This is a genomic window from Streptomyces sp. NPDC006602 (assembly GCF_042870385.1).
GTDB lineage: Bacteria > Actinomycetota > Actinomycetes > Streptomycetales > Streptomycetaceae > Streptomyces.
Genome location: NZ_JBIAHG010000002.1, coordinates 417,048 through 439,580, shown reverse-complemented (window position 1 = coordinate 439,580; position 22,533 = coordinate 417,048). Strand labels below are relative to the sequence as shown.

The window sequence follows — 22,533 nt, the reverse complement described above, 5'->3', positions numbered from 1 at the left end:
CCTGCTTACACGCCCGCCAGCGCCTCCCGGCACAGCCTCAGCAAGCGTTCGTCCTTCCAGATGTCATGGCTGCCGAATCCCCCGGGCCGCGCCAGGTGGCGCCGCGGTGCCGAGAGTTCCGCCTCCAGTAGGTCCCGCAGGGGCGCTCCGGCCGGCCCCATCTCCAGGAGGCACCCGGCGACCGGGACACGCGTGCGTGGACTCTCCGTCCAGACCGAGCGCAGCGCGGGAAGGACCGAATCGGCGTCCCCGTCGATCCGCCACAGGGCGCACGCTGCCGTCGCCCGCTCCCGGTGACCGGACTCTGCGAGGCGCTGAAGCGCCGCCGCCGCGGGGCGCGCCCGCGCACCCATCCGCGACAGCGCCGCCGCGGCCAACCGGCGACGGCGAGGCTCCCCGCCCGCCAACTCCCGCAGCAGAACGGGCAGTACGACCGTCGGGTCCCCCTCCACCTCCCACAACGCACCTGCCGCCGCGCTCGCGTACTCGGTGTCCAGCAGCCCCCGCAGCACCGGCACCGCCTCCCGCGCGGCGGACCCGTACGCGCCGACCGCCCGGACCAGGGCCCCCATGCAGGCGTCACCCGGACGCGCCCCGGCAGCCGCGCCGCGCAGCAGCCGCAGCACCTCCGGCAGGGCCTCCCCGGCGCTCTCGGTGGCCTCCTCCAGCGCCGCGAGCGCCGACAGCAGTGGCACGGCGGGAGCGGAGGGCTCGGGCGAGTCGACGGGTATCTCACCGAGCCTGCGCCGGATCAGGGGTGCGAGCGATGCCGCGTCCCGGCCCATATGGCGGACCGCCTGCCCCAGATCACCGGGTACGACCGGCCCGGCCAGCACCTCGGCGAGCACCGGCACCGCCCGGGGATCTCCGCTCCGGACAAGCGCCTTGAGGGGACCGCCGAGCGTCGGCACCCCGCGCTCCCACTCCCGAACCCACAGGCCGGGACGGGTGGACACCAGCGCGGCGAGGTCGTCGGCGGCGGGGGCGGCGAGTTCGAAGAGGTCCGTGAGGACGGACACGGCGGCGTCGCGCAACCCGTCCTCCACCGCGCCCAGTTGAGCCCCGATCAGAGCGACGAGCCCCGCGCAGTCCGCGCGCCACTCGCGCGTCAGCCCCGCCGACATCCACACGGCGTTGCACCGGTCGGTCGCATCCGGGCACGTCAACTGCCCCTCCAGGAGGGCGATCCGGTCCTCCACACGGCCGTCCAGCGCCCTGTGCAGGGTCCGCATCAGCTGCGAGCCCTCCTCGTCCGAGGGCCGCAGCCGCCGCAGCAGGCCGGCGAGCGTGTCCGCGCCGGGACCCTCGGCCTCCTCCGGCCGCACGGGCCACCGTTCGGACCGTCCCCTGAGCAGCCGGACGGCGAGGGGGACCAGGTCGGTCGGGAGCCGGTCGGGGGCGCACCCCGCGAGCTGACCGAGCGCGGCGAGCCGCACCCCGGGCCCGAACGGCGCCGCGCTCTGCGCCACCAGCAGCTCCAGCGCCTCGTCGGCGTGCCCGGGGTGCCGTCGTACGAACAGGCCGAGGCTCTCGGCGAGGGCGAGCAGCACCCGGTCGTCGCGCTCCACCGTGATCCGTTCCCGCAACAGGCGCAGCACCCGGGTCGGTTCGTCGACGAACCGTACGACAGCGCCCGCGGCGGCACCGCGCACGGTCGCGTCCGCGTCCCCGCTCAGCCCGGTGAAGACCTCGGCACGCGCGCGGACGGCGGATCCGGCCGACGCGCAGGTGGCGTCGGCCTCCCGTCCCTCGCCCTCCCGTCCGATGCTCACCAGGAGCTCGACGATCCCGCCCCGGTCCGGCACCTCCTCGCTGCGGACGAGCGCGAACAGAAACGGAACGCAGGCCAGCGTCGAGTCGTACACGTCTCCCTGGTGGTGCACCGCCCCGTACATCCGGTCCAGCGCGGCCTCCCGCTCGGCCGGGTCCGCCGAGGCGAGCCCCCGCAGCCATCCGGGCACGTCCGCCGCGCTGCCGTACGCATGCCGCAGTGAGGCCCAGTCGACCTCGTCGATCCCCGTGAACACGTTGTCCTCCCCCAGGCGAAGTACCGACTGATCGTGAGTCTGCACCACGGCACTGACAACGAAGCGGAATCGCGGGGTGACTGTGTGCGAACCGGCCGAGAAGGCCCCTTCGGGCGGAAATTCAGGGGCCCTCGGGCAGCGCTCGCCCCAGGACCGTGTCCAGGTCGGCGGCGTCGGGCAGTGTGCCGAAGGCGTGTCCCCAGTCGCCCCCGAGCCGGGTCGCGCAGAAGGCGTCGGCGACGGCGGGCGGGGCGTGCCGGACCAGGAGGGAGGCCTGCAGAGTCAGGGCCATCAGCTCCACCAGTCGCCGCGCACCGGCCTCGGAGGTCTGCGCCAGCTGCCCCTTCAGCCGTGTCACTGCCGCGTCCAGGCGGGTGTCCGCCCCCTGAGCGAGCGCGAGTTCGGCGAAGAGGGCCCGAGCGCTGCCGGACTCGCGCCGCAACGCCCGCAGGACGTCCAGCGCGTTGACGTTCCCGGAGCCCTCCCAGATCGACAGCAGGGGAGCCTCGCGGTAGTGGCGGGGCATGCCCGACTCCTCGACGTACCCGTTGCCGCCGAGGCACTCCAGGGCCTCCGCGGTGAAGGCCGGGCCCCGCTTGGTGACCCAGTACTTGCCGACGGCGGTCGCGATCCGGCGGAACGCCGCCTCGCCGGCGTCCCCGCGCACCGCGCGGTCGGCCGCGCCGGCCAGTCGCAGGCTGAGCGTCGTCGCCGCCTCCGACTCCAGCGCGAGGTCGGCCAGGACGTTGCGCATCAGCGGCTGATCGAGGAGCCGCGCCCCGAACGCGCTGCGATGGCGCACATGGTGGCCCGCCTCGACGAGGGTCTTGCGCATCAGCGTCGCCGACATCATCACGCAGTCCAGCCGGGTGCAGTTGACCATCTCGATGATCGTCTTGACGCCCTGTCCCTCGGGACCGACCAGCCAGGCGACCGTCCCGTCGAACTCGGGCTCCGAGGAGGCGTTGGACCGGTTGCCCAGCTTGTCCTTCAGCCGCTGGATGCGGAACGTGTTGCGGCTCCCGTCGGGCAGCACCCGCGGCACCAGGAAGCACGACAGTCCGTCCGGGGCCTGCGCCAGGACCAGGAACAGGTCGCACATCGGCGCCGACGTGAACCACTTGTGCCCGCGCAGCGTGTACACACCCGGTTCGGCCGTGGGCGTCGCAGCCGTCGTGTTCGTGCGGACGTCGGAGCCACCCTGCTTCTCCGTCATCCCCATGCCCGCCAGCAGGCCACGCTTCTCGGTCGGCACCCGGAGCTGCGGGTCGTACTCGTGGCCGGTCAGCAGCGGTTCGTAGACCTTCGCGAGCTCCGGCTGCCTGCGCAGCGCGGGGATCGCCGCGTACGTCATCGAGGTCGGGCAGCCGTGGCCTGCGTCCGTGTGTCCCCACACCAAGCCGCCGGCGGTACGGGCGACATGGGCTCCGGGCCGGTCGTCCGCCCAGGGCGCGCCCGCCAGCCCCTCCCCGACCGCGACCCGCATCAGGTGGTGCCAGCTCGGATGGAAGTCGACCTCGTCGACACGGTTGCCGTACCGGTCGTGCGTCCGCAGCTCGGGCTCATGGCGGTTGGCCAGCTCGGCCCACTCCTGGGCCTGAGCGCTGCCGGCCCTGAGGCCGAGCCGACGGATGTCCTTCTCGGCCCATCCGGCGCCCTCCCGGCGCAGCCCTTCGAAGAGGGCCGTGTCCTCGGACGCGTCGTACGGGGCCAGGGGAGGGGGCTGGTTGGTGACGTCGTGCGTCGTGGACCGTTCGAGCGCGGGTGTCGAGACCATACGGCCATGTTGCACTCTTGCTGCGATTGTGGCAATGATGCAACAAGTACAGTACGTGACCATGCGGAGGAATGTGTCGGTGCAGCCTGGCGAGGTCGACCTGCGGCCGCTGTCCGCCCGGTCGGTCGTACTGAGCCTGCTCCTGGGCGCGCATCCGCCGGAGCTCCCCGTCAAGGACCTGGTCCGCGCGGTGGAGCCCTTCGGGATCGGCGGCTCCACGCTGCGGGCCGCGCTCAGCCGGATGGTGGCCGCCGGAGACCTGCGGCGCACGGACTCGGTCCACCGCCTCAGCGACCGGCTGCTCGCGCGTCAGCGCCGCCAGGACGACGCCGTACACCCCCGCACGCGCGCGTGGGACGGCGACTGGGAGATGGTCGTGATCACCGCGACGGGCCGCGGCCCCGCAGAACGCGCCGACCTGCGGGCCCGGTTGACCGCCCTCAGGCTCGCCGAACTCCGCGAAGGCGTCTGGCTCCGGCCCGCCAACCTGCCCCGCCCGCTCCCGGACGACCTCGACGAGGTGGCCCAGCACTACAGGGCCCGTCCCGACCGGCCCGCGCCGGAGCTGGCGGCGACCTTGTGGCCCCTGGACACCTGGGCGGCCACGGCCCGGGCTCTGCTTCACCACGTCACCCACGTGGCGCGCCCGGACCGGCCCGCCGACCGGCTCACCGCCTTCGCGGCCGTCGTACGGCACCTGCTGACCGATCCCGTCCTGCCCCCCGAACTGTTGCCGGAGGACTGGCCGGGAACGGACCTGCGCACCGCGTACACGGACTACCAGGAAGAGCTGGCGGACACGGTGCCGCAGCGCGCCGCCCTCGGCGCATGACGCGGCGGCCGTACGAAGCGCCGTGCGGGGGACGCTTCGGACGGCCGCCTCACCTACCGTGGGGGGATTACTTGTAGGTGATGTCGGACGACGCGTACTTGCAGTAGGTGCCGTCGGGGCCGCTGCCGTTGGTGGTCGGCTCCTTGCCCGTGTTGTTCCCGATGTACTTCTGGCACGGGATGATCTTCTTGCTGCTGTCCCCGACGATCGTGATGCCCCTCAGGGTCGCGCTGTCGCCGTAGTTGGTGTTGATGCCGACGAGCTTGCTGCCCGAGTAGGTCGCCTCGATGGTGTTGAGGTTGATCGTCCGCTTGTACTGCGTCGAGCAGTTGCCGCAGGACCTGACGAAGGTGCCGAAGGTCTGCACCGCGAAGTTGGAGACGTTCAGCGTCCCGGCGCCGTTGAACTGGAACACCTTGTCGCTGGCCGACCTCGCGCCACCGCCGGAGACGGTGTACACGTTGGACGACGAGGAGCCCCGGAACGTCGCGGCGTCCTCGCCGACGTCCTCCCACCAGACGTTCTGCAGCGTGCAGCTGCCCTTGCAGTGGATGCCGTCGGCCGCGGGGGCGCCGATGATGACGTTCTTGAGGACCGCGCCGGCCGCCAGCTCCAGGATCGGACCCTGGTCCTCGTCCTGGCCGTCGCTGCCCAGGGCACCGGAGCCGTAGAGGCGCTTCATCCCGTAGTCCTTGGTGCCGGACACCGCGATGGTGGAGGAGACGGCCTGGCTGCCGTTCGCGCTGGGCCAGGTGGCGGCGCTCGCCTGCGGGGCGTTTAGTGTCATGATCATGCCAGCCGAGAGAGCGAGTGCGGCCAGCGAGCCGGTCACCGCACGCCTGCGGGCGCGCGGCGGAGGCGAAGAAGTCATGTCCCGAATCCTTCTTCCGTGTTGGGGGGTTGTCAGAGCTTTCCGGTGCCCGCGCCGCTCGTCACCGAGGCGACGACGGAGGAGGCGGGCTCGGCGGTGTAGCTGTACGGAGCGGTGGTGAAGGTGCCGACCTGCGACACCTCGGTGGCGGCTCCACCCAGGTCGTTGCCGCGCAGGTTGGCGAATCCGTCGACGTCACTGTTGCGGTTCGTGGTGACCGCGACCTGCGTCGAACGGAAGACGTTGTTCTCGACGAGCATCTGAGCGCCCATGCGGGAGTGCACGGCGGTCTCGGCACCGACGACGTAGTTGTCGTAGAAGTGCCCGGTGCCGAAGCGCAGGCTCGGGATGCGCGAGTTGACGTTGCTGAAGCTGTTGTGGTGGTACGTCACCTTCAGGTGCCCGGTGTCCTCGCTCGCGTTGTTGTCGCTGTGACCGACGAGCGAGCCCTTGAAGTGGTCCTTGAAGGTGTTCCAGGACACCGTGACGTTGTCGGAGCCGTGGTTGATGTCCAGCAGACCGTCGTAGTAGTCCTTGTCGTGATCCCGATCGGCCGAGAAGGAGTTGTGGTCGATCCACACCTTCGTCGACCTCTGCACCTCGATGCCGTCGGCCGGTGCGAGCGGCTTGCTGATGTTCAGATTGCGGACGACGACGTTGGTGACGTTCTTCAGACGCAGCCCGCCCCCGGTGAACCCGGACGACGAACCGACGCCCAGGACCGTGGTGTTGGAGCCGATGTCGACCTGACCGCTCAGCGAGATCAGACCGTTGACCTTGACGACCTTGGCCGTGTTGCCGGTGACGGCCGTCTTGAAGGCGCTGAGCGACGAGACGGTGATCGCCGTGGCGCTGCCGCCGCCGGTCGTCCCGGCGCCGAATCCGATCGGCGAGGTCTCGGCGGCCCCGGCCGACTGGGGGATGGCCAGCACGGCCACCGTCGCGAGAGCGGCCGCGCCGGCTGCCAGTACGGATCTTTGCGCCTGTGTACGTGGGGGGAGAGTACGCATGCGGGTGCGTCCCTTCAAAGGTGCCTGCGGGTGCTGGTGGGTCATGTACGTGAATGTTGTACGCCATGTTGATCGCCGTGCACGGGCAGAGGGGCCTTGTGGGCCTGAGGCGATGCGACTCGGTCACACTCCTGAACGGAACGTAGGGGGCAAGCGCTTTCTAGTCAACGCTTTGCGCAGAAGACATTCAGCCGTCCCTGGTGCGCGGCGGGAGCGAATTCTTTCGTTGCGTGGGAGCGCTTCCATGGCAGGCATGTGCATGCCACGATGCTCGGCGGATGCTTTCCTTCCGTGAGAGGCCGGTCGATGACGACTCCACGTATGCGTACGTACATCAGCGGGCTCGTGCTCGCCTTACTGGCCGTCGGTTTGGCGGCCCTGTCGCCCGGCCCGGCCGCCGCCGGTGACTCCGGGGCCGGCCGGTCGGCCCCGCTGCAAGGCTCCTTCACCTGGTCCTCGACCGGTCCGCTGATCGCTCCCAAGCCGGACGCGAGCCACCCGGTCGTCTCCGTGAAGGACCCGACGGTCTTCCGCTACAACAACCGCTGGCACGTCTACGCGACCACCGCCGACACCGCCGGCCGGTGGAGCCTGGCGTACACCAGCTTCGAGGACTGGTCCCAGGCGGCCGCCGCACCGCAGACCTTCCTGGACGCCAACCCGAACATCGGCGACCGGTACGCCGCCGCTCCCCAGGTGTTCTACTTCGCCCCGCAGAAGCTCTGGTACATGGTCTACCAGACGGGTCCGCCGTCCTACTCCACCACCACCGACCCCTCCAAGCCGGAGAGTTGGAGCGCCCCGCGGTACTTCTTCGACAGCGAGCCCCCCGTCCTCACGGAGAACAAGGGCGACGGCTTCTGGCTGGACTTCTGGACGATCTGCGACAAGAGCGACTGTCATCTGTTCTTCTCCGACGACAACGGCCACCAGTACCGCTCCAGGACCACGCTCGCCGAGTTCCCGAACAGCTTCCGAGACACCGAGATCGTGCTGGCCGAACCCAACCGCTTCGACCTGTTCGAGGCGAGCAACGTCTACCGCCTCGGCAACAGCGGCAAGTACCTCATGCTCGTCGAGGCGCTCGCCACCAAGTCCGACTGGCGGCGCTACTTCCGGGCCTGGACGGCCGACAGCCTGGGCGGCACCTGGACCCCGCTCGCGGACACCGAGGCCAACGCCTTCATCCGCGCGAACAACGTGACGTTCGCGGACGGGCAGTCGGCCTGGACGAAGGACTTCAGTCACGGCGAGATGATCCGCGACGGCGTCGACCAGACGCTCACGATCAACCCCTGCCGACTGCGGTTCCTCTACCAGGGGATGGACCCGGCCGCGAGCGGCGACTACTCCCAACTTCCCTGGCGTCTGTCCCTGTTGACCCAGACGAATTCCACCTGCTGACGACCGCGCACCACGTCCGAAGAGCCGCGACCGGAAAGGGACCAGGACGTGCCCCTCACCCCCCGCAACTCCCCGACCAGACCCCTGAGTTCGGTGCTCGTGACGCTGCTCGCGGCACTGGTGCCGTTACTCGCGGCCACCGTTCTCGCCGCGCCGACGGCCGCGGCCCGCCCCGAGCGGGCCGACGCGGCCCCCACCGCGACGCTCACCGCGGTCACGAACTTCGGCACCAACCCCAGCAACCTCCAGATGTACCTGTACGTGCCGGACAGCGTCACCGCGAACCCCGCGGTCGTGGTCGCCGTGCACTACTGCACGGGCTCCGGCCCCGCCATGTACTCCGGCACCGAGTGGGCCTCGCTGGCCGACCGCTACGGATTCGTCGTGGTCTACCCCTCGGTCACCCGCGCCAGCAAGTGCTTCGACGTCTCCTCGCCCCAGGCACTGAAGCGGGGCGGTGGCAGCGACCCCGTCGGCATCAAGTCGATGGTCGACTGGGTCACCCGCACCTACGACGCCGACACCTCGAAGATCTTCGCCACCGGCATCTCCTCGGGCGCGATGATGACGAACGTCCTGCTGGGCGACTACCCCGACGTCTTCTCGGCGGGCGCCGCCTTCTCCGGCGTGCCGTTCGGCTGCTTCGCCACCACCGACGGCTCCGAGTGGAACAGCGCGTGCTCCGGCGGCACGGTGACCCACACGCCGCAGGAATGGGGCGACCTGGTGCGCGCCGCCCACCCCGGCTACACCGGCCCCCGGCCACGCATGCAGGTGTGGCACGGCACCGAGGACGACGTGCTGCGCTACCCCAACTTCGGGGAGGAGATCAAGCAGTGGACGAACGTGCTCGGCGTGAGCCAGACCCCGGCCGCCACCGACACGCCCGTCTCCGGCTGGACCCGCACCCGCTACGGCGCCACCGGTGACCGGGCCCCCGTCGAGGCGATCAGCCTGCAGGGCATCGGCCACAACCTCTACGCCAATGGCATGGCGGCCCGCGCCCTCACCTTCTTCGGCCTGGACAGCTCGGGGCCCGCGCCCCAACCCCAGCCCGGCGCCTGCAAGGTGACGGCCACGACCAACGCCTGGAACACGGGCCTCACCGCGTCGCTCACGCTCACCAACACCGGCACGACCGCGATCAACGGCTGGACACTCGGCTTCACCCTCCCCGCCGGCCAGACCATCACCAACGGCTGGGGCGCCACGTACACGCCGCCCTCCGGGGCGGTGACGGCGACGAACGCCACGTACAACGCGACGCTCGCACCGGGGACGAGTGTCAGCATCGGCTATCAGGCCAACCACACCGGGAACAGCGCGGCTCCGGGCGCGTTCACGCTGAACGGGACGGCCTGCACGGGTTGACGTACACGACCGCACGGCGGCCGGGGTACGCTCCCCGGCCGCTGCGCGGTCGTGCCAGTGTCAGTAGGGCAGGAGTCGCCCCGAGGGTGTCCTGCGGTCGGTCTCGGTGTCGCGCGGCGTGCTGGGCCGGCGGTTGACGCGGATACGGGTCTGGCGGTTCATGGCGCTCCCCTTCTGCCTGATGCGACCAGCCTCGTCGCCCTCCGTCCCGGGCACATCGTGCCCGGGGAGACATCGACCCCGGCCCTGCGGGAGCAGACGCCCGGGGTGCCGTACTCCTGCGGGATGATCCGGCAGGTCTACCGGGGCACGGCCAAGATGAACGGCCTGCGCCGGAAAGACCTAGACGACCTCTTCCCGGGACTTCTCGACGCCTTCCTCGACGCCGGCCGGCAGGCCGTCCGCTTCGACGGCTGAACCGGCCCCCGTCGGCAGGTGGTTGAAGAGCAGGTTCAGGACGATCGCCGTCAGGCAGCCCGCGCTGATGCCGCTGGTCAGCACCGTCTGGAACCAGTCGGGGAACTTCTCGTAGATCGTCGGCACGCCGACCGGCAGCACGCCCAGGGCGACCGAGACGGCCACCACGGTCAGGTTGTTGTTGCCCTTGAAGTCCACCTGGGCCAGCGTCTTCAGACCGCTCGCCGCGACCGTCCCGAACATCACCAGGCCCGCCCCGCCGAGGACCGGCGCCGGGATGGCCGCCACCACCGCGCCCAACTTGGGCAGCAGGCCGAGCAGCACGAGGATGCCCCCCGCTGCGGCGACGACCCAGCGGCTGCGGACCCGGGTCATGCCGACGAGGCCGACGTTCTGCGCGTACGCCGTGTACGGGAAGGTGTTGAAGATGCCGCCCAGGACGGTGGAGAGGCCGTCGGCGCGCAGGCCGTCCGAGAGGGAGCGCGGCTCCACCTTCCGGTCGGTCATCTCGCCGACCGCGATCAGGTCACCGGTCGTCTCGGTCATCGTCACGAGGGCCACGACCAGCATGGAGATGATCGCCGACGCCTCGAAGGTGGGCGCTCCGAAGTGGAACGGCGTGCTGATGCCGACCCAGTCGGCGTCCCCGACCCCGCCGAAGTCGGTGAATCCGAACGGGACGGCGACCGCCAGGCCCACCACGATTCCGATCAGTACCGCGATCCGGCTCAGGAACGCCGGCGCGAACCGCTGCACGCCCAGCACCACCACCAGGACGAAGGCGGCGAGAGCGATGTTCTTCGGCTCTCCGAAGTCCCCCGCCCCGGCGCCGCCCGCGACCCAGTTGCCCGCGACCGGCAGCAGCGAGATGCCGATGATCAGGATGACCGTGCCCGTGACGAGCGGCGGGAAGAACCGCAGCAGCTTGCCGAAGACCGGCGCGAGCAGCATGATCGCGAGCCCCGCGACGATCACCGAGCCATAGATCGCGGGCAGTCCGCCGCCTGTCGTACCGATGAGCACCATCGGTGACACGGCCGCGAACGTGCAGCCCTGCATGATCGGCAGCCGCACGCCGAACCGCCAGAAGCCGATGCACTGGATGAGCGTGGCGATCCCGCACACCAGCAGGTCCGCGGTGATCAGATACGCCAGGTCCGCGGCCGACAGCTTCATCGCACCGCCGACGATCAGCGGCACGGCCACCGCGCCCGCGTACATCGCGAGCACGTGCTGCAGACCGAAGGCGGCCAGGTGTCGTACGGGTGGGACCTCGTCGACGGGATGCACGGGTGCGGTCGTTGCCATGGGCACTCCAGAGCGGCGGATGGCTGGGAACGTTCGAACAGCACGAGACCGTACGAGGCTTGAACAGTTTGTTGATTTCGACGTTGTTGCCGACCTGTGTCATGCCCACCCAGTTGCCCGCCCAGTCGCCCGCGAAGCGGCTAGGGAGCGGCCGAACGCGCCGCCGCCAGCAGCGATTCCCAGTCCGGCAGCTTCACCACGCTCCGCCCGAGCGAGGCCCCGAGCTCCGCCTCGGCCCGCTCGATCGCCTGCCACCCCGCCCACCGGACGGGCTGGACCCCGTCGGCGCGCAGTGCCATGAGCGGGTCGTCGGGGAGGTCTTTGTGTACGAGTGCCGGGGCGTCCTCCAGCAGAGAGGTCACCGTCTCCTTGGCGCACGGACGGTTGGTGCCGATGACGCCCGTCGGCCCCCGCTTGATCCAGCCCGCCACGTACTCGCCCGGCGCGACCACGCCGTCGCGCAGCACGCGTCCGGCCAGATTGGGCACCGTGCCGCTCACCGTGTCGAACGGCAGCCCCTCCAGCGGCACTCCGCGATAGCCCACCGAACGCAGCACCAGCTGGGCCTCGATCTCCTCGAACACGCCCGTGCCCGTCACCCCGCCGCGCCCGTCCGGCGCCGTCCGCTCGAACCGCACCGCGCCCACGCGGCCGCCGTGGGGGAGGAGTTCGACGGGGCGCAGGAAGAACCGCAGCCGGATCCGGTGCGGCTCGGTGCCCCGGGCCGGAGTGTGCGCCCAGCCGCGCAGCACCTCCACATTGCGACGCTGCGCCGCGGGCAGCCCCGACGGGTCGGCGTAGGCCGGGTCCAGGGCCAGCTCCGCCGGGTCCACGGTGACCTCGGTGCCTGGCAGGGCGCCCAGCTCGCGCAGCTCCTTGGTGGTGAAGCGGGCCTGGGAAGGGCCGCGCCGCCCCACCATGTGGACCTCCCGCACCTGGCTCGCGGCCAGCGCGGTGAGCGCGGCCTGCGGCATGTCGGTGGGGTTCAGCTCCGCGAGGCCCCTGGCGAGCATCCGGGTGACGTCCACGGCGACGTTCCCCACGCCGATGACCACCGCCGACCGGGCGCCGACCACGAAACCGTCCGCGGCGGAGTCGGGATGCGCGCTGTACCAGGACACGAACTCCGTCGCCGACCAACTGCCCGGCAGGTCCTCGCCCGGAATCCCGAGGCGGCGGTCGGTGGCGGCGCCCACGCAGTACACGACGGCGTGGTACAGCTCCCGCAGCCGCGCGGTCGACACGCCCCCGGGGCCGACCTGGACACCGCCCAGGAAGCGCACCCGCTCGTGCTCGAGGACCGTGCGCAGATTGTTCTGCAGCGACTTGATCTTCTCGTGGTCCGGCGCCACGCCGTACCGCACCAGGCCGTACGGGCACGGCAGCCGGTCCAGGACGTCGACGCACACCTCGGATTCCTGCTGGACGAGGCTCTGGGCGGCGTAGCACCCGCTCGGCCCCGAGCCGACGACGGCGACATGCAGCACGGCGGAACTCCTCACCGGGGGACCCCTGGGGGCTACGGGAGATCGCTGTCACCTCCAGCATCGCACCGTCGGCGCTCCGCTGACAGGGTGTTGTGCGCCGGACGGGCACGCGTGTCCGTTCGTATGGAATGTGATCATGCGGTTACGTTCCGTGTGTGCTAGAAGCATCCTTTCTTAATCTTTCCGATCGCTGTCCGACGGACGGCACCGTGTCCGTGCGGCCCGCGTGGGAGGTGCGGGAGGGCGAGGGCGCTGTGACGACGGCATGGTTCGACGTCCGGCTGGAGTTCGGCGACGGCGCCCGGGTCGACGCGCTCGCCGTGGTGGCCGAGGGGTGTGTCTCCCTGGAGGACGTCCGGGCCCAGCCGGCGCTGTCCCTGGACGACCTGGCCGTGCTCGCGGACTGGCTCGAGGACCCGCTCGCCGAGGTCTCGGGGCTCGGACTCGGGCCCGAACCCGAGGGGGCCGGGCCGCGCCGCGCCCGCCCCGCGTGGCCGCGCGGCATCGAGGGGCGGTGGCTCGTCGCGCAGGAGTACCGGGCGGCCCAGGAGGAGGGCGTCGACCCCGTGCTCGCGGTGATGTGCGCGACCGGGCACAGTCGCCGCAAGTCGCTGCGCCTGATCTCCCAGGCGCGTGACGCGGGTTACCTGACATCGCGTCACGCACGGCGCTGAGCGGGTCGTCGGGCGGTGACCAGGTACATCGAGCGGTGACCAGATCCGTCGGGCGGTGACCAGCTAGGCGGACATGTCCCGCATCCGCGTGATCTCGCTGGTCTGCTGGGCCACCACGTCGTCGGCCATCTCCTCGATCCGGATGTTGTTGCCCTGTGCCTTCACATCCGTGGCCATCGTGATCGCGCCCTCGTGATGCGTGATCATCAGGGTGAGGAAGAGCTGGTCGAACGCCTTGCCCTTCGTCGCGCTCAGCTTTTTCAGCTGGGCCTCGGTCGCCATGCCGGGCATCGACGCGTGCTCGTGGCCGTCGCCCTTCTCGTCCTCGCCGTGTTCCGACAGCCAGGCCCGCATGCTCTCGATCTCCGGTCCCTGGGCGGCGCTGATCCGCTCGGCCAGCTTCTCGAGCTTCGAGGACGCGGCGCGGTCCGGGACCAGTTCGGTCATCTCCAGGGCCTGTGTGTGGTGTTCGATCATCATCCGCGCGTAGGCGATGTCGGCCGAGTTGGGGGTGTCGTCGTCGGTGCGCTGCTGCGCCGCGTCCTCGGCGGACATCGTCCGGTTCGCCTCTCCGGGCTTGCCGGGCACCAGCACCGAAGGCCCGGTCGCCGTGGCCGACTTGGCGCCCGATCCGGAGTCGCAGCCCCCGAGGCCGAGTGCGGCAAGGGCGGCCAGCGAGGCCGCGGCGAGGGGTGCGCGGTACGCGCGACGGAAGGGCACAACGACCTCCTGTGGCAGGCGGGTTGGGGGACACCTCGTGAGTGTCGAAGACCGTCCTAGCACGCCTGGGCGCGTGACTGATCAAAAACCTTCATTACGTCTTCGTTGCCCCCTGTTGATATGTGCATGGTGAAGACGATACTTCGGTGGTGCGTGATCCGTTCCCCCACGAACGGCACCTAGGGAGGAAACAGTGATCCTGTTAACAGAACCCCGAACGCGTTACAGACGCCTGGGAGTTGCCGCCACCGCGGTGGGCCTCCTGGCAGCGTTGCTGACGGCCGGCCCGGCGGCCGCGACCCCCGATCCGGGGGACGCTCCGGCCGCGAGTGAGGAGGTGTCCAGGAGCGACGAGGCCGAGGTCCGCGCGGCGATCGCCGAGGGCGAGATACCGGGCCAGGACGAGATCGTCCACTCCGCCAACATCGAACACCTCGTCAACGTCCCCAAGGACGTCCTGCCCGGCACGAATTCGGACCTGGCTTTCCAGGGGAAGTACGCCTTCTCCGGCAACTACGACGGCTTCCGCATCTTCGACATCAGCAACCCGAAGGCGCCCAGGACCGTCTCGCAGGTCCTGTGCCCGGGCTCGCAGAACGACATCTCGGTCTCCGGCAACCTGCTCTTCCTGTCGACCGACTCCTCGCGCAGCGACAGCAGTTGCAACAGCACCACGCAGCCCGCGACCGAGAAGTCGTCGTGGGAGGGCATGAAGGTCTTCGACATCAGCGACAAGGCGAATCCGAAGTACGTTGCCGCCGTCGAGACCGCCTGCGGTTCGCACACCCACACGCTGGTGCCCGACCGGAAGAACGTATACGTCTACGTCTCCTCGTACTCGCCGAACGCCACCTACCCGGACTGCCAGCCGCCGCACGACGGCATCTCCGTCATCAAGGTGCCCCGCAACGCGCCCGAGAAGGCGGCGGTCGTCGGCTTCCCGGTGCTCTTCCCGGGTGAGGGCCCGGACGGCGGCGGCAACCCCGGCGCGCCCACCAACCCGGGCGTCTCCAAGACCACCGGCTGCCACGACATCACCGTGCTGCCCTCGAAGGACCTGGCCGCGGGCGCCTGCATGGGCGACGGCATCCTCTTCTCCATCAAGGATCCGGAGAACCCTAAGGTCATCGACCGGGTGCAGGACAACGTGAACTTCGCGTTCTGGCACTCGGCGACCTTCAACCAGAAGGCCAACAAGGTCGTCTTCACCGACGAGTTGGGCGGCGGCGGCGCGGCCACCTGCAATGCGGAGATCGGCCCGAACAAGGGTGCCGACGGCGTCTACGACATCGTCGGCAAGGGCGACGCCCGCAAGCTCGTCTTCCGCAGCTACTTCAAGATCCCCCGCCACCAGGCGGCCGTCGAGGTCTGCGTGGCCCACAACGGCTCGCTGATCCCGGTCAAGGGCAAGGACATCATGGTCCAGGCCTGGTACCAGGGCGGCGTCTCCGTCTGGGACTTCACCGACTCCGCCCACCCGAAGGAGATCGCCTACTTCGAGCGGGGCCCGGTGAACACCGAGCGGCTCACTACGGCCGGTCCCTGGTCGGCGTACTACTACAACGGCTACATCTACTCCAACGACATCGCCAAGGGCTTCGACGTCCTGAAGCTCAACGACCGCCGCACCGACCCGGCGAAGCGGGTCCGCCTGGGCGAACTCAACGTCCAGACGCAGCCGGACTACTTCGACTAGCCGGACTACTTCGACTAGCCGGACTACTTCGACTAGCCGGACTACTTCGACTAGCCGGACTACTTCGACTGAGTCGTACGGGGCTCGGGGCCGTGATCCGGTGCGGCCCCGGTGGCGAAGAACCGTGACAGGTCCCTGCCGCACGTTCCGTCGGACGCCGCCTCGGTGTCCGGCGGGACCCCCAGCTCCCAGTCGAGCCGGTACCGCTTGAACAGCTCGGCCCGCAGCACCGGCACGGCCATCGGCACGCCGGGCACCAGGGCCGCGAAGACCGCGCCCATCAGCAGGGCGCGCAGCATGGCGTAGTCCGCGTCGACGTCCTCGGAGCCCTGGCGGGCGACGGTGTCCCGCAGCAGCTGGGACAGGCGCTGCTGCTCCGGGCACTGCACGAAGCCCTCGGCCTGCAGGATGCCGGCCATGTGCTGGCGCATCAGCACGGGCTGGTCCCGGGCCAGGCCCAGGATCGCGTCGATGGCCCGCGCCATCCGCTCCCGACCGTCCTCGGTACGCGGCTCGCGCTCCAGCGCCTCCTCCAGAGTGCGGTGCATCAGACGGTGTACGGCCGACTGCACGAGCCTGCGCTTGCCGGGGAAGTAGTACGACACCAGACCGCGTGCCGAGCCGGCTCTGTCCGCGATGTCGCCGAGTGTCGTCGCCTCGTACCCGCGCTCGCCGACCAGCTCGACCGCCGCCTGCAGAAGCCGCTCCCGGGAACGCCGGCGCAGCTCTTCATTGACCGAGGCGCTGCGCGGGGACATGCTGTACTCCTGCGTTGACTGGCTATCAGCCAACTATACTCAACGCGTCCGGTCCGGCCCCTGCAATGGCCTGGTCGGGGTTTGCCGCCGTCCTGGGCGACGCGGGGGATCGTCCAGGACGGTCGAGCATTTCCCGATGGTGGCCTCGGGCAACTTCGAGCCCGGTTCCCAACGCTTCGGATGCCGAGTCAGACCACCAGGTTCAGCACCGGCCGCAGCCCGTCCGGCCGCTCGGTCACTGGCAGGTGGTCCACGAAGTGCACCCCGCACCCCAGGGCCGCCGCGCCGCCGTCCGCCCGCCGGTCGTCGCCGACCATCAGGGCGTCCCGCGGCTCGACGCCGAGTGCGGCGCAGGCGGTCGCGAACAGCCGGGGGTCGGGCTTTTGGATGCCGTGTTCGTACGACAGGACGTACGTGTCGACGTAGGGGTCGAGGCCGTGCTCGCGGAACACCGGGCGCAGATCCCAGCCGATGTTGCTGACCACGCCGACGCCGATCCCGCGTTCGCGCAGTGCCCGCAGCACCTCGGCGGCGTCGGGGTACGGCGCCCAGGCTGCCGGGGTCATGTGCCGGTCGTACAGCGCGTCGTACAGCGCGGGGTCGGGCAGCGGTACTTGGCGGGCGACGCCGGTGTAGGCGGCCCGGTGCAGCTCGGCGCTCTTGTCGCGGATCTCCCAGACGTGGGCGAGCTCGTCGGGGATCCGTTCGATGGGGTGCGTGCCGCCAGGCAGCGCGCCGACCCGGTCCAGGGCCTGCGCGACCTGACGGAACTCGGGCTCGTCGAGGGAGGGTCCGGTCTCGGCCAGGACGGATCGCAGCCACGACTCGGTGGACTCGATACGGAAGAGCGTTCCGGAGAAGTCGAACAACACGGCAGCCATGGGAGTGATCTTAGGGGGCGACGTTCCACGCCCAGGGAAGGCCGATGCCGCAGAACACGCGGACGAAGTCGCCCTCGCGTACCACGGAGCACTCCCGGCACCGCTCACACCGCCGGAACACGACCTCGTGCGTGAAACGGCCGGGATGGCCGATGCCCGCGAGGTCCAGGGCACGGGCGACGGCGTGCCACGAATCGCGGTCCGGGCAGTAGCCGGTGGACTGGTTGCTGACCTCGCGGACCATCCAGGACCCGTAGTCGCGGTGGAACCCGAGCTCGCCCGCGGCCAGGACGTCGCCGCCGCCCGCGCACGCCACGTGTTCGCTTCTGCGGGGCGCGAGCCGCAGGAAGCCGTCGAGGGCGACGACGAAGGTGAACGGCTCCGCGCTCTCGGCCGTCCCGCGCCCGGACAGCCAGGCGGCGAGATCCTCGGCGGAGCGGATGATTCGGCCCGCGGTGTCCGGCCGTACCGTCGACCTCAGCTCGGGCGGGCCGATGTAGCGGTAGCCGCGCGGGGGCGGGTTCATGGGCGCAGCCGCCGGTGGACGGTCACCGCCAGGGCCACGAGCATCGCGCCCAGCAGCCAGCCGCCGATCACGTCGGAGGGCCAGTGGACGCCCAGCCACACGCGGGTCAGGCCGACGCCGACGACGGAGAGCACGGCCACGGTCAGGGCCGTACGCCACAGGAGGCGGTCGGCGCCGTGATGGTGCAGCAGCCACAGGAGGAGGCCGCACACGACCGTGGCGGTCAGGGCGTGGCCGGAGGGGAAGGCTGCGTAGTGGGCGGAGTCGACGGGGTCGGGCCAGGTGGGCCGCGGGCGCCCGACCGCGGCCTTGAGGGACTGCTGCAGCAGCGTGCCAAGCGCGGTGGTCACCGCCAGCCATCCTGCCGTCCACCAGGCGGAATGCCGCCACACCAGCCACACGACCACGACCGCGCACAGGATGCGCATCGTCCACGGGTCCCAGATCCAGTCCGTCAGGATGCGGAACGCCTGGGTGGTGTCCGGGTCGTCCACGGCCCAGCTGTGGGTGGTGCGGGCGATGTCGCCGTCCAGGGTGAACAGGGGGTGCCACTTGGTGGCGACCAGGGCGATCAGCAGGGCGGAGCACAGCGCGAGGAGGCCCGCGGCTCGGGCGGCGCTGCGGTGCGTCGGCGGGCGGGGCGGGGAGTCGACGTGCGGGGTGTGCATGCTGCGATCCTCGCCGAACCGTGGCGCGGTAAGCCAATCCCGCATCCCACAAACCGTCCAGCGGCTCTCGGCCTCGGCTGAGCGACCCCCTCGGGCTCGCTCAGCCCAGTGCCCGCAACCCGGGCACGAATGCCACCAGCACCGGCACGATCGGCACAAGGGTGGCCGCTGCCGTCAGGCGCAGCCGGCGGGCCGGAGTGAGCCGGTCCGGGGGTGCGAGCAGCCGGTGGACCCGCTGCGGTACATGGGCCTGCGGGGTCGGGCAGGGGCCGAACACGCCCCGGTCCTCGTTGAGCCCGACCAGGGCGAGAGCGGTGGTGAGCCGGCCGAAGCGCCGGGAGGCCATGTCGTCGGCGGCGAGTTCCACCAGTCGGTGCATCTCGTCCCGGAACGCGGCGAACACCGGCACCTGCGGGAACCCGCCTGCCAGCGCTGCCGAGCAGTGCAGCAGCCAGTCGTGCCGAGCCTGCGCGTGCCCCTCCTCGTGGGCGACGAGGGCGTCCAGCTGCCGGTCCTTCAGGCGGCGCAGCGCGGCCGTGGTGATGACGAGCCGGGGCGCCGGGCTCGGCAGCCACCAGGCGTCGGGCCGCTCACCTTCGAGGACCACGAGGCGACTGCCGGCGGCCTCCTCGCCGGGCAACAGCGGGGCGCGGACCAGGAGTTCGGCACGGCGCAGCCGACGGCGCGCACGCGCCCGTACGACTTCGCGGACCAGCATCGCCGCGCTCCACACCCCGCCGCAGGCGAGCGCCACCGCCGTCGCCGCGGCCCAGGGCTCGGCCGTACCGAGTGTGTACGCCTCCATGACGACGCTCGGTGCCGGGGCGAAGACCTGGCCGCGCACCGCCTGCCAGGCGGTCGCCGCGCTGAGCGTCATCGACAGCGCGCAGCACAGCAGTACGGCCGCCACCACGCACTGCCACACCCACAGCGCCAGCACCGGTTCGCGGTCCGCCCAGTCGGCCCGGACCAGCAGCCGGGGCGCGACGACGGCGGTCACGGCGCCGAGCAGCAACAGTGCCGCGGGGAGCATCATGAGCGCAGCCTATGAGGGCCGTGCCACTCACAGGTACGGCCTGCCACGGGAAGTGACGCAGGCAACGGTTGCGTACGACGTTCCGCGCGACCGGCGCCGGAGCGCCACCCGCGTCAGAGCGTCAGCAGCATCGCCACCATCCCGATTCCCATGGACAGCCGGCACGCCCGCGCCAGCTCCGGCCGGTCGCCCCACCGTCCGGCCCCGCCGCCACCGGCGGTGACGGGCACCAGGCGCAGGCCGGACAGCAGCACGTACCCGGTGAAGTAGAGCAGCAGCGTCCCCGTCAGCAGCGGGATCCCGGCGCCGCCGGGTGCGGCGTGGTGTCCGGGGGAGGCGGACATGACCACCGCCATGTAGACCATGGCCGAGGCCCCCACCAGGTGGTGCAGATGGTGGATGCCCGCCCGGGCCGCCCACAGGGCGCGCAGCGCGGCCGCGCCGAACACCACCGCGTAGCCGGGCCAGGCCCAGGACGGGGGTGTGAACGCCGCGGCGGGCACGGCCATCGCCGCCATGCCGAAGCCCATCAGCGCCTCGCCGCCCGCGGCCCGGCGCTGTTCCTCGACACTGCTGCGCATCCGCAGCAGGCAGTACGCCCCGGTCGCCGCACACAGCGCCACCAGCAGCCAGGCGGGCGAAGCCGGTCCGTGCACGCTCACCTCCCCGCTCGACGGTCGGTGCTCGACGGTCGGTCAAGGGATGCCCTGGTCATGCGGCGCGCAAGCGAGCGCAAGGGTGTACACGGGGGGCATTCCACGGAGCACGGCAGGTGAGGCACTACGTTTTACAGGTAAAACACCTGTTAAGCTTGTGGGTATGAGCCGTGCGACCCTCACCCCCGACGCCCCACCCGCCCGACGCTTCCCGCTCGCCGGCGTGCTGCGTCTGGGCCGGCCGGCCGACATCTGGTTCAAGCCCGCCCTGAGCGTGGTCGTCGCGGTCGCTCCGCCCAACCTGATCCTGCTGGCCCTCGGCCGGCTCGACCTGGCGATGTACACGATGGCCGGATCCCTGTGCGCGCTCTACGCCCACAACCGCCCCTACGCCGCCCGGGCCCGCGCCCTGGCCTGGGTCGTCCTCGGCATGATCGGCGGCCTCGCCGTCGCCCTGCTCGCGGCCTCCCTCACCTCCAGTGCCGTCGTCCTGGTGGCCGTCGGCGCCGTCCTGGCCGCTGTGCAGAAGGTGCTGTGCGACGCCACCCGGATCGGACCGCCGGGCAACGTCGTCCTCACCTTCATCAGCACCGCCGCCCTGTTCGCGCCCCAGTCCCTCGGTCAGATCCCTGCCCACCTGGCGCTGGCCGCCGCGGCGGGCCTCTGGGCCTGGCTGATCGGCATGGCGCCCGGCCTGCTGCGCCCGCACGGCCCGGAGCGCCGCGCCACCGCACACGCGCTGAACGCGGCGGCCGACCACGCCGCCACGCACGGCACCGGCGACGGGCACGCGAAGGCCCGTGCCGCCGCGGCCGCCGCCGTGCAGGCCGCCTGGCAGTCGCTGCTGTCCGCCGGCGCCCCCACGGGCACCCGGCGCGCCCTCGAGAGGCTCGTCGTACGCGCCGAGATCGCGCTCGCCGCCCCTTCGGACACCGACCCGGAGCGACTGCGCACCTGGGCCCGCGCACTGCGCGGCACCGGCCCGCTGCCGCAGGCCGACCCGCTGCCCGCCGACACCGACGAACTCCTCGGCGTGGACGCCGAACTCGCCGCCCCGGCCCGTCCGTGGTGGAGCCGACTCGGACCGCTGACCCCCCTCGCCGTCCGCACCGCCCTCGGCTGCGCCCTCGCCGGCTACGCCTCCCTCGCCCTCGGCGTCGGCCGCCCCTACTGGGCCCTCGTCACGGCCGCCTCCCTCTACCAGGCCAATCTCACCCTCACCTGGAGCCGGGGCGTCCAGCGGGTCGTCGGCAACCTCGTCGGCGTCCTCCTCTTCGCCGCCGTGGCCCCGCTGGCCCACCTCGGCCCGGCGGCCCTGGTCCTGTGCTGCCTCGCCTTCAACTTCGGCGCAGAGGCCCTGATCAGCCGCAACTACTGGCTGGGCAGCGTCTGCGTGACCCCGATGGCCCTGCTCATCACCGAGTTCGCCGGCCACCAGCAGCCCGGCCGGCTGATCACCGAGCGGATCGTGGACACCGTCGTCGGCGCCCTGGTCGGCTTCGTCGCGGCCGTCGCCGTCACCAACCGGCGTGCGGCCACCGGCGTCGAGCACGCACTGACCGCCGTCGAGCGCTCCCGCGAGCGCGCCGCCCGTGCCCTGGCCGAGCCGCACCCCGAGCCCGCGGCCCTGGAGTCCGCCCGCCGTGCCCTCGCCGCCGCCCTGGTCGACCTGCGCGCCACCGCCGAGGCCGCGTCCGGCGAATGGTGGCAGCGGGCCCTGCCGCACGAGAGGGTCGTGCTCGCCGAGCAGGCCGGACACCGTACGCTCGCCGCGACGGCACGGCGCCAGGGACTGCACCGCCTGGACCGGCACACGGACAACACGACGGAGGACGTACGGCCATGACGGCGACCAACGGAGCGGACGCCCCCCGAGCGACCAGGAGCGACACCGTCGCCGCGGTTGTCCGCCAGTGGCAGACCGTCCACCCCGACCTCGACACCGGCCCCATGGAGATCATCGGCCGCATCAACCGCTCCGCCGCCCTCCTCCAGCAGGCCGAGGACGCCCCGCTGCGCCGGGCCGGGCTCAGTCGCCCCGAGTTCGACCTGCTCGGCGCGCTGCGTCGCACCGGACACGAGCTCACTCCCGGCGAACTGTCCCGCGAGACCTTCTCCTCCGGCGCCGCCGTCACCAAACGCCTCAAGTCCCTGACCGAACGCGGCCTGGTCGAGCGACGCGGCGACGACCGCGACCGCCGCGTCGCCCACGTCCGCCTCACAGACGCCGGCCGCGACCTGGTCGACGGCATCCTGCCCGAGCAGCTCGCGTACGAGACCGCCGTGCTGTCCGGCATGGGCGAGGCGGAGCAGGACGAACTGGCCGTGCTGCTCTCGGGGTTGCTGGGCCGACTGGAGGGGCTCCTCGGCGTGCTGCGCCCCTGATCTCTTCCCGCGCTCCGGTTTCGGAATTT

The 22,533-nt window shown here is 71.4% G+C and carries 20 protein-coding genes; 7 read left to right on the top strand and 13 right to left on the bottom strand.

Features of this window, described 5'->3' with window-relative positions:
• Nucleotides 1-5 precede the first annotated feature (5 nt).
• Complete coding sequence (locus ACFYO2_RS06770; protein WP_388345022.1) at nucleotides 6-2,027, bottom strand: HEAT repeat domain-containing protein; 2,022 nt, start codon at nucleotides 2,025-2,027, stop codon at nucleotides 6-8.
• Between the two features lie 121 nt (nucleotides 2,028-2,148).
• A complete protein-coding gene (locus tag ACFYO2_RS06765; RefSeq protein WP_388345019.1) occupies nucleotides 2,149-3,804 on the bottom strand; it encodes an acyl-CoA dehydrogenase family protein in 1,656 nt (551 codons plus the stop codon).
• A 61-nt stretch (nucleotides 3,805-3,865) separates the two neighbouring features.
• On the opposite strand from ACFYO2_RS06765, the gene ACFYO2_RS06760 reads away from it, so the two are divergent.
• A complete protein-coding gene (locus tag ACFYO2_RS06760) occupies nucleotides 3,866-4,636 on the top strand; it encodes a PaaX family transcriptional regulator C-terminal domain-containing protein (protein WP_388345016.1) in 771 nt (256 codons plus the stop codon).
• A gap of 67 nt (nucleotides 4,637-4,703) precedes the next feature.
• Here the strand turns inward: ACFYO2_RS06760 and ACFYO2_RS06755 are convergent, their stop codons facing one another.
• Both ACFYO2_RS06755 and ACFYO2_RS06750 read right to left on the bottom strand, forming a co-directional pair.
• Complete coding sequence (locus ACFYO2_RS06755) at nucleotides 4,704-5,507, bottom strand: pectate lyase (protein WP_388345014.1); 804 nt, start codon at nucleotides 5,505-5,507, stop codon at nucleotides 4,704-4,706.
• 32 nt (nucleotides 5,508-5,539) lie between these two features.
• A complete protein-coding gene (locus ACFYO2_RS06750; protein WP_388345011.1) occupies nucleotides 5,540-6,517 on the bottom strand; it encodes a polysaccharide lyase family 1 protein in 978 nt (325 codons plus the stop codon).
• A 321-nt stretch (nucleotides 6,518-6,838) separates the two neighbouring features.
• Between ACFYO2_RS06750 and ACFYO2_RS06745 the strand changes: the two genes are divergently transcribed.
• Nucleotides 6,839-7,921, top strand: a complete 1,083-nt coding sequence (locus ACFYO2_RS06745; protein WP_388345008.1) for a non-reducing end alpha-L-arabinofuranosidase family hydrolase — start codon at nucleotides 6,839-6,841, stop codon at nucleotides 7,919-7,921.
• A gap of 93 nt (nucleotides 7,922-8,014) precedes the next feature.
• Nucleotides 8,015-9,292 (top strand): PHB depolymerase family esterase, encoded by a 1,278-nt coding sequence (locus ACFYO2_RS06740; RefSeq protein WP_388346072.1) that lies wholly within the window; start codon nucleotides 8,015-8,017, stop codon nucleotides 9,290-9,292.
• Nucleotides 9,293-9,634: 342 nt separating this feature from the next.
• Here ACFYO2_RS06740 and ACFYO2_RS06735 read toward each other — a convergent pair whose 3' ends face one another.
• Entirely contained in the window at nucleotides 9,635-11,017 is a 1,383-nt protein-coding gene (locus ACFYO2_RS06735) for a nucleobase:cation symporter-2 family protein (RefSeq protein ID WP_388345005.1), read from the bottom strand.
• A gap of 140 nt (nucleotides 11,018-11,157) precedes the next feature.
• Entirely contained in the window at nucleotides 11,158-12,504 is a 1,347-nt protein-coding gene (locus ACFYO2_RS06730) for an FAD-dependent oxidoreductase (RefSeq protein WP_388345003.1), read from the bottom strand.
• 209 nt (nucleotides 12,505-12,713) lie between these two features.
• Here ACFYO2_RS06730 and ACFYO2_RS06725 point away from each other — a divergent pair, with 209 nt between their 5' ends.
• Complete coding sequence (locus ACFYO2_RS06725) at nucleotides 12,714-13,178, top strand: DUF6214 family protein (RefSeq protein ID WP_388345000.1); 465 nt, start codon at nucleotides 12,714-12,716, stop codon at nucleotides 13,176-13,178.
• A gap of 63 nt (nucleotides 13,179-13,241) precedes the next feature.
• On the opposite strand, the gene ACFYO2_RS06720 is transcribed toward ACFYO2_RS06725, so the two are convergent.
• Nucleotides 13,242-13,898 (bottom strand): DUF305 domain-containing protein, encoded by a 657-nt coding sequence (locus ACFYO2_RS06720; protein WP_388344998.1) that lies wholly within the window; start codon nucleotides 13,896-13,898, stop codon nucleotides 13,242-13,244.
• A gap of 193 nt (nucleotides 13,899-14,091) precedes the next feature.
• Between ACFYO2_RS06720 and ACFYO2_RS06715 the strand changes: the two genes are divergently transcribed.
• Nucleotides 14,092-15,594, top strand: coding sequence for an LVIVD repeat-containing protein (locus tag ACFYO2_RS06715; protein ID WP_388344995.1), 1,503 nt, complete (start codon nucleotides 14,092-14,094; stop codon nucleotides 15,592-15,594).
• A gap of 59 nt (nucleotides 15,595-15,653) precedes the next feature.
• Here the strand turns inward: ACFYO2_RS06715 and ACFYO2_RS06710 are convergent, their stop codons facing one another.
• The 6 genes from ACFYO2_RS06710 to ACFYO2_RS06685 form a co-directional block, all read right to left on the bottom strand.
• A complete protein-coding gene (locus ACFYO2_RS06710) occupies nucleotides 15,654-16,352 on the bottom strand; it encodes a TetR/AcrR family transcriptional regulator (protein WP_388344992.1) in 699 nt (232 codons plus the stop codon).
• 188 nt (nucleotides 16,353-16,540) lie between these two features.
• Complete coding sequence (locus tag ACFYO2_RS06705) at nucleotides 16,541-17,233, bottom strand: HAD family hydrolase (RefSeq protein WP_388344989.1); 693 nt, start codon at nucleotides 17,231-17,233, stop codon at nucleotides 16,541-16,543.
• A gap of 10 nt (nucleotides 17,234-17,243) precedes the next feature.
• Nucleotides 17,244-17,759: a hypothetical protein gene (locus ACFYO2_RS06700; RefSeq protein WP_388344986.1), complete on the bottom strand. Its 516-nt coding sequence runs from the start codon at nucleotides 17,757-17,759 to the stop codon at nucleotides 17,244-17,246.
• On the bottom strand, nucleotides 17,756-18,427 hold the full coding sequence (locus tag ACFYO2_RS06695) for a phosphatase PAP2 family protein (protein ID WP_388344984.1): 672 nt from the start codon (nucleotides 18,425-18,427) through the stop codon (nucleotides 17,756-17,758). Before ACFYO2_RS06695 ends, ACFYO2_RS06700 begins: the two co-directional genes overlap by 4 nt.
• A 100-nt stretch (nucleotides 18,428-18,527) precedes the next feature.
• On the bottom strand, nucleotides 18,528-19,463 hold the full coding sequence (locus ACFYO2_RS06690) for a M56 family metallopeptidase (protein ID WP_388344982.1): 936 nt from the start codon (nucleotides 19,461-19,463) through the stop codon (nucleotides 18,528-18,530).
• Between the two features lie 113 nt (nucleotides 19,464-19,576).
• Nucleotides 19,577-20,119: a DUF5134 domain-containing protein gene (locus ACFYO2_RS06685; RefSeq protein ID WP_388344979.1), complete on the bottom strand. Its 543-nt coding sequence runs from the start codon at nucleotides 20,117-20,119 to the stop codon at nucleotides 19,577-19,579.
• A gap of 163 nt (nucleotides 20,120-20,282) precedes the next feature.
• Between ACFYO2_RS06685 and ACFYO2_RS06680 the strand changes: the two genes are divergently transcribed.
• Together ACFYO2_RS06680 and ACFYO2_RS06675 are read left to right on the top strand one after the other, a co-directional pair.
• On the top strand, nucleotides 20,283-21,965 hold the full coding sequence (locus tag ACFYO2_RS06680; RefSeq protein ID WP_388344976.1) for an FUSC family protein: 1,683 nt from the start codon (nucleotides 20,283-20,285) through the stop codon (nucleotides 21,963-21,965).
• Nucleotides 21,962-22,504, top strand: a complete 543-nt coding sequence (locus ACFYO2_RS06675; protein WP_388344974.1) for a MarR family winged helix-turn-helix transcriptional regulator — start codon at nucleotides 21,962-21,964, stop codon at nucleotides 22,502-22,504. The genes ACFYO2_RS06680 and ACFYO2_RS06675 overlap by 4 nt, the downstream gene beginning before the upstream one ends.
• Nucleotides 22,505-22,533: the final 29 nt, after the last annotated feature.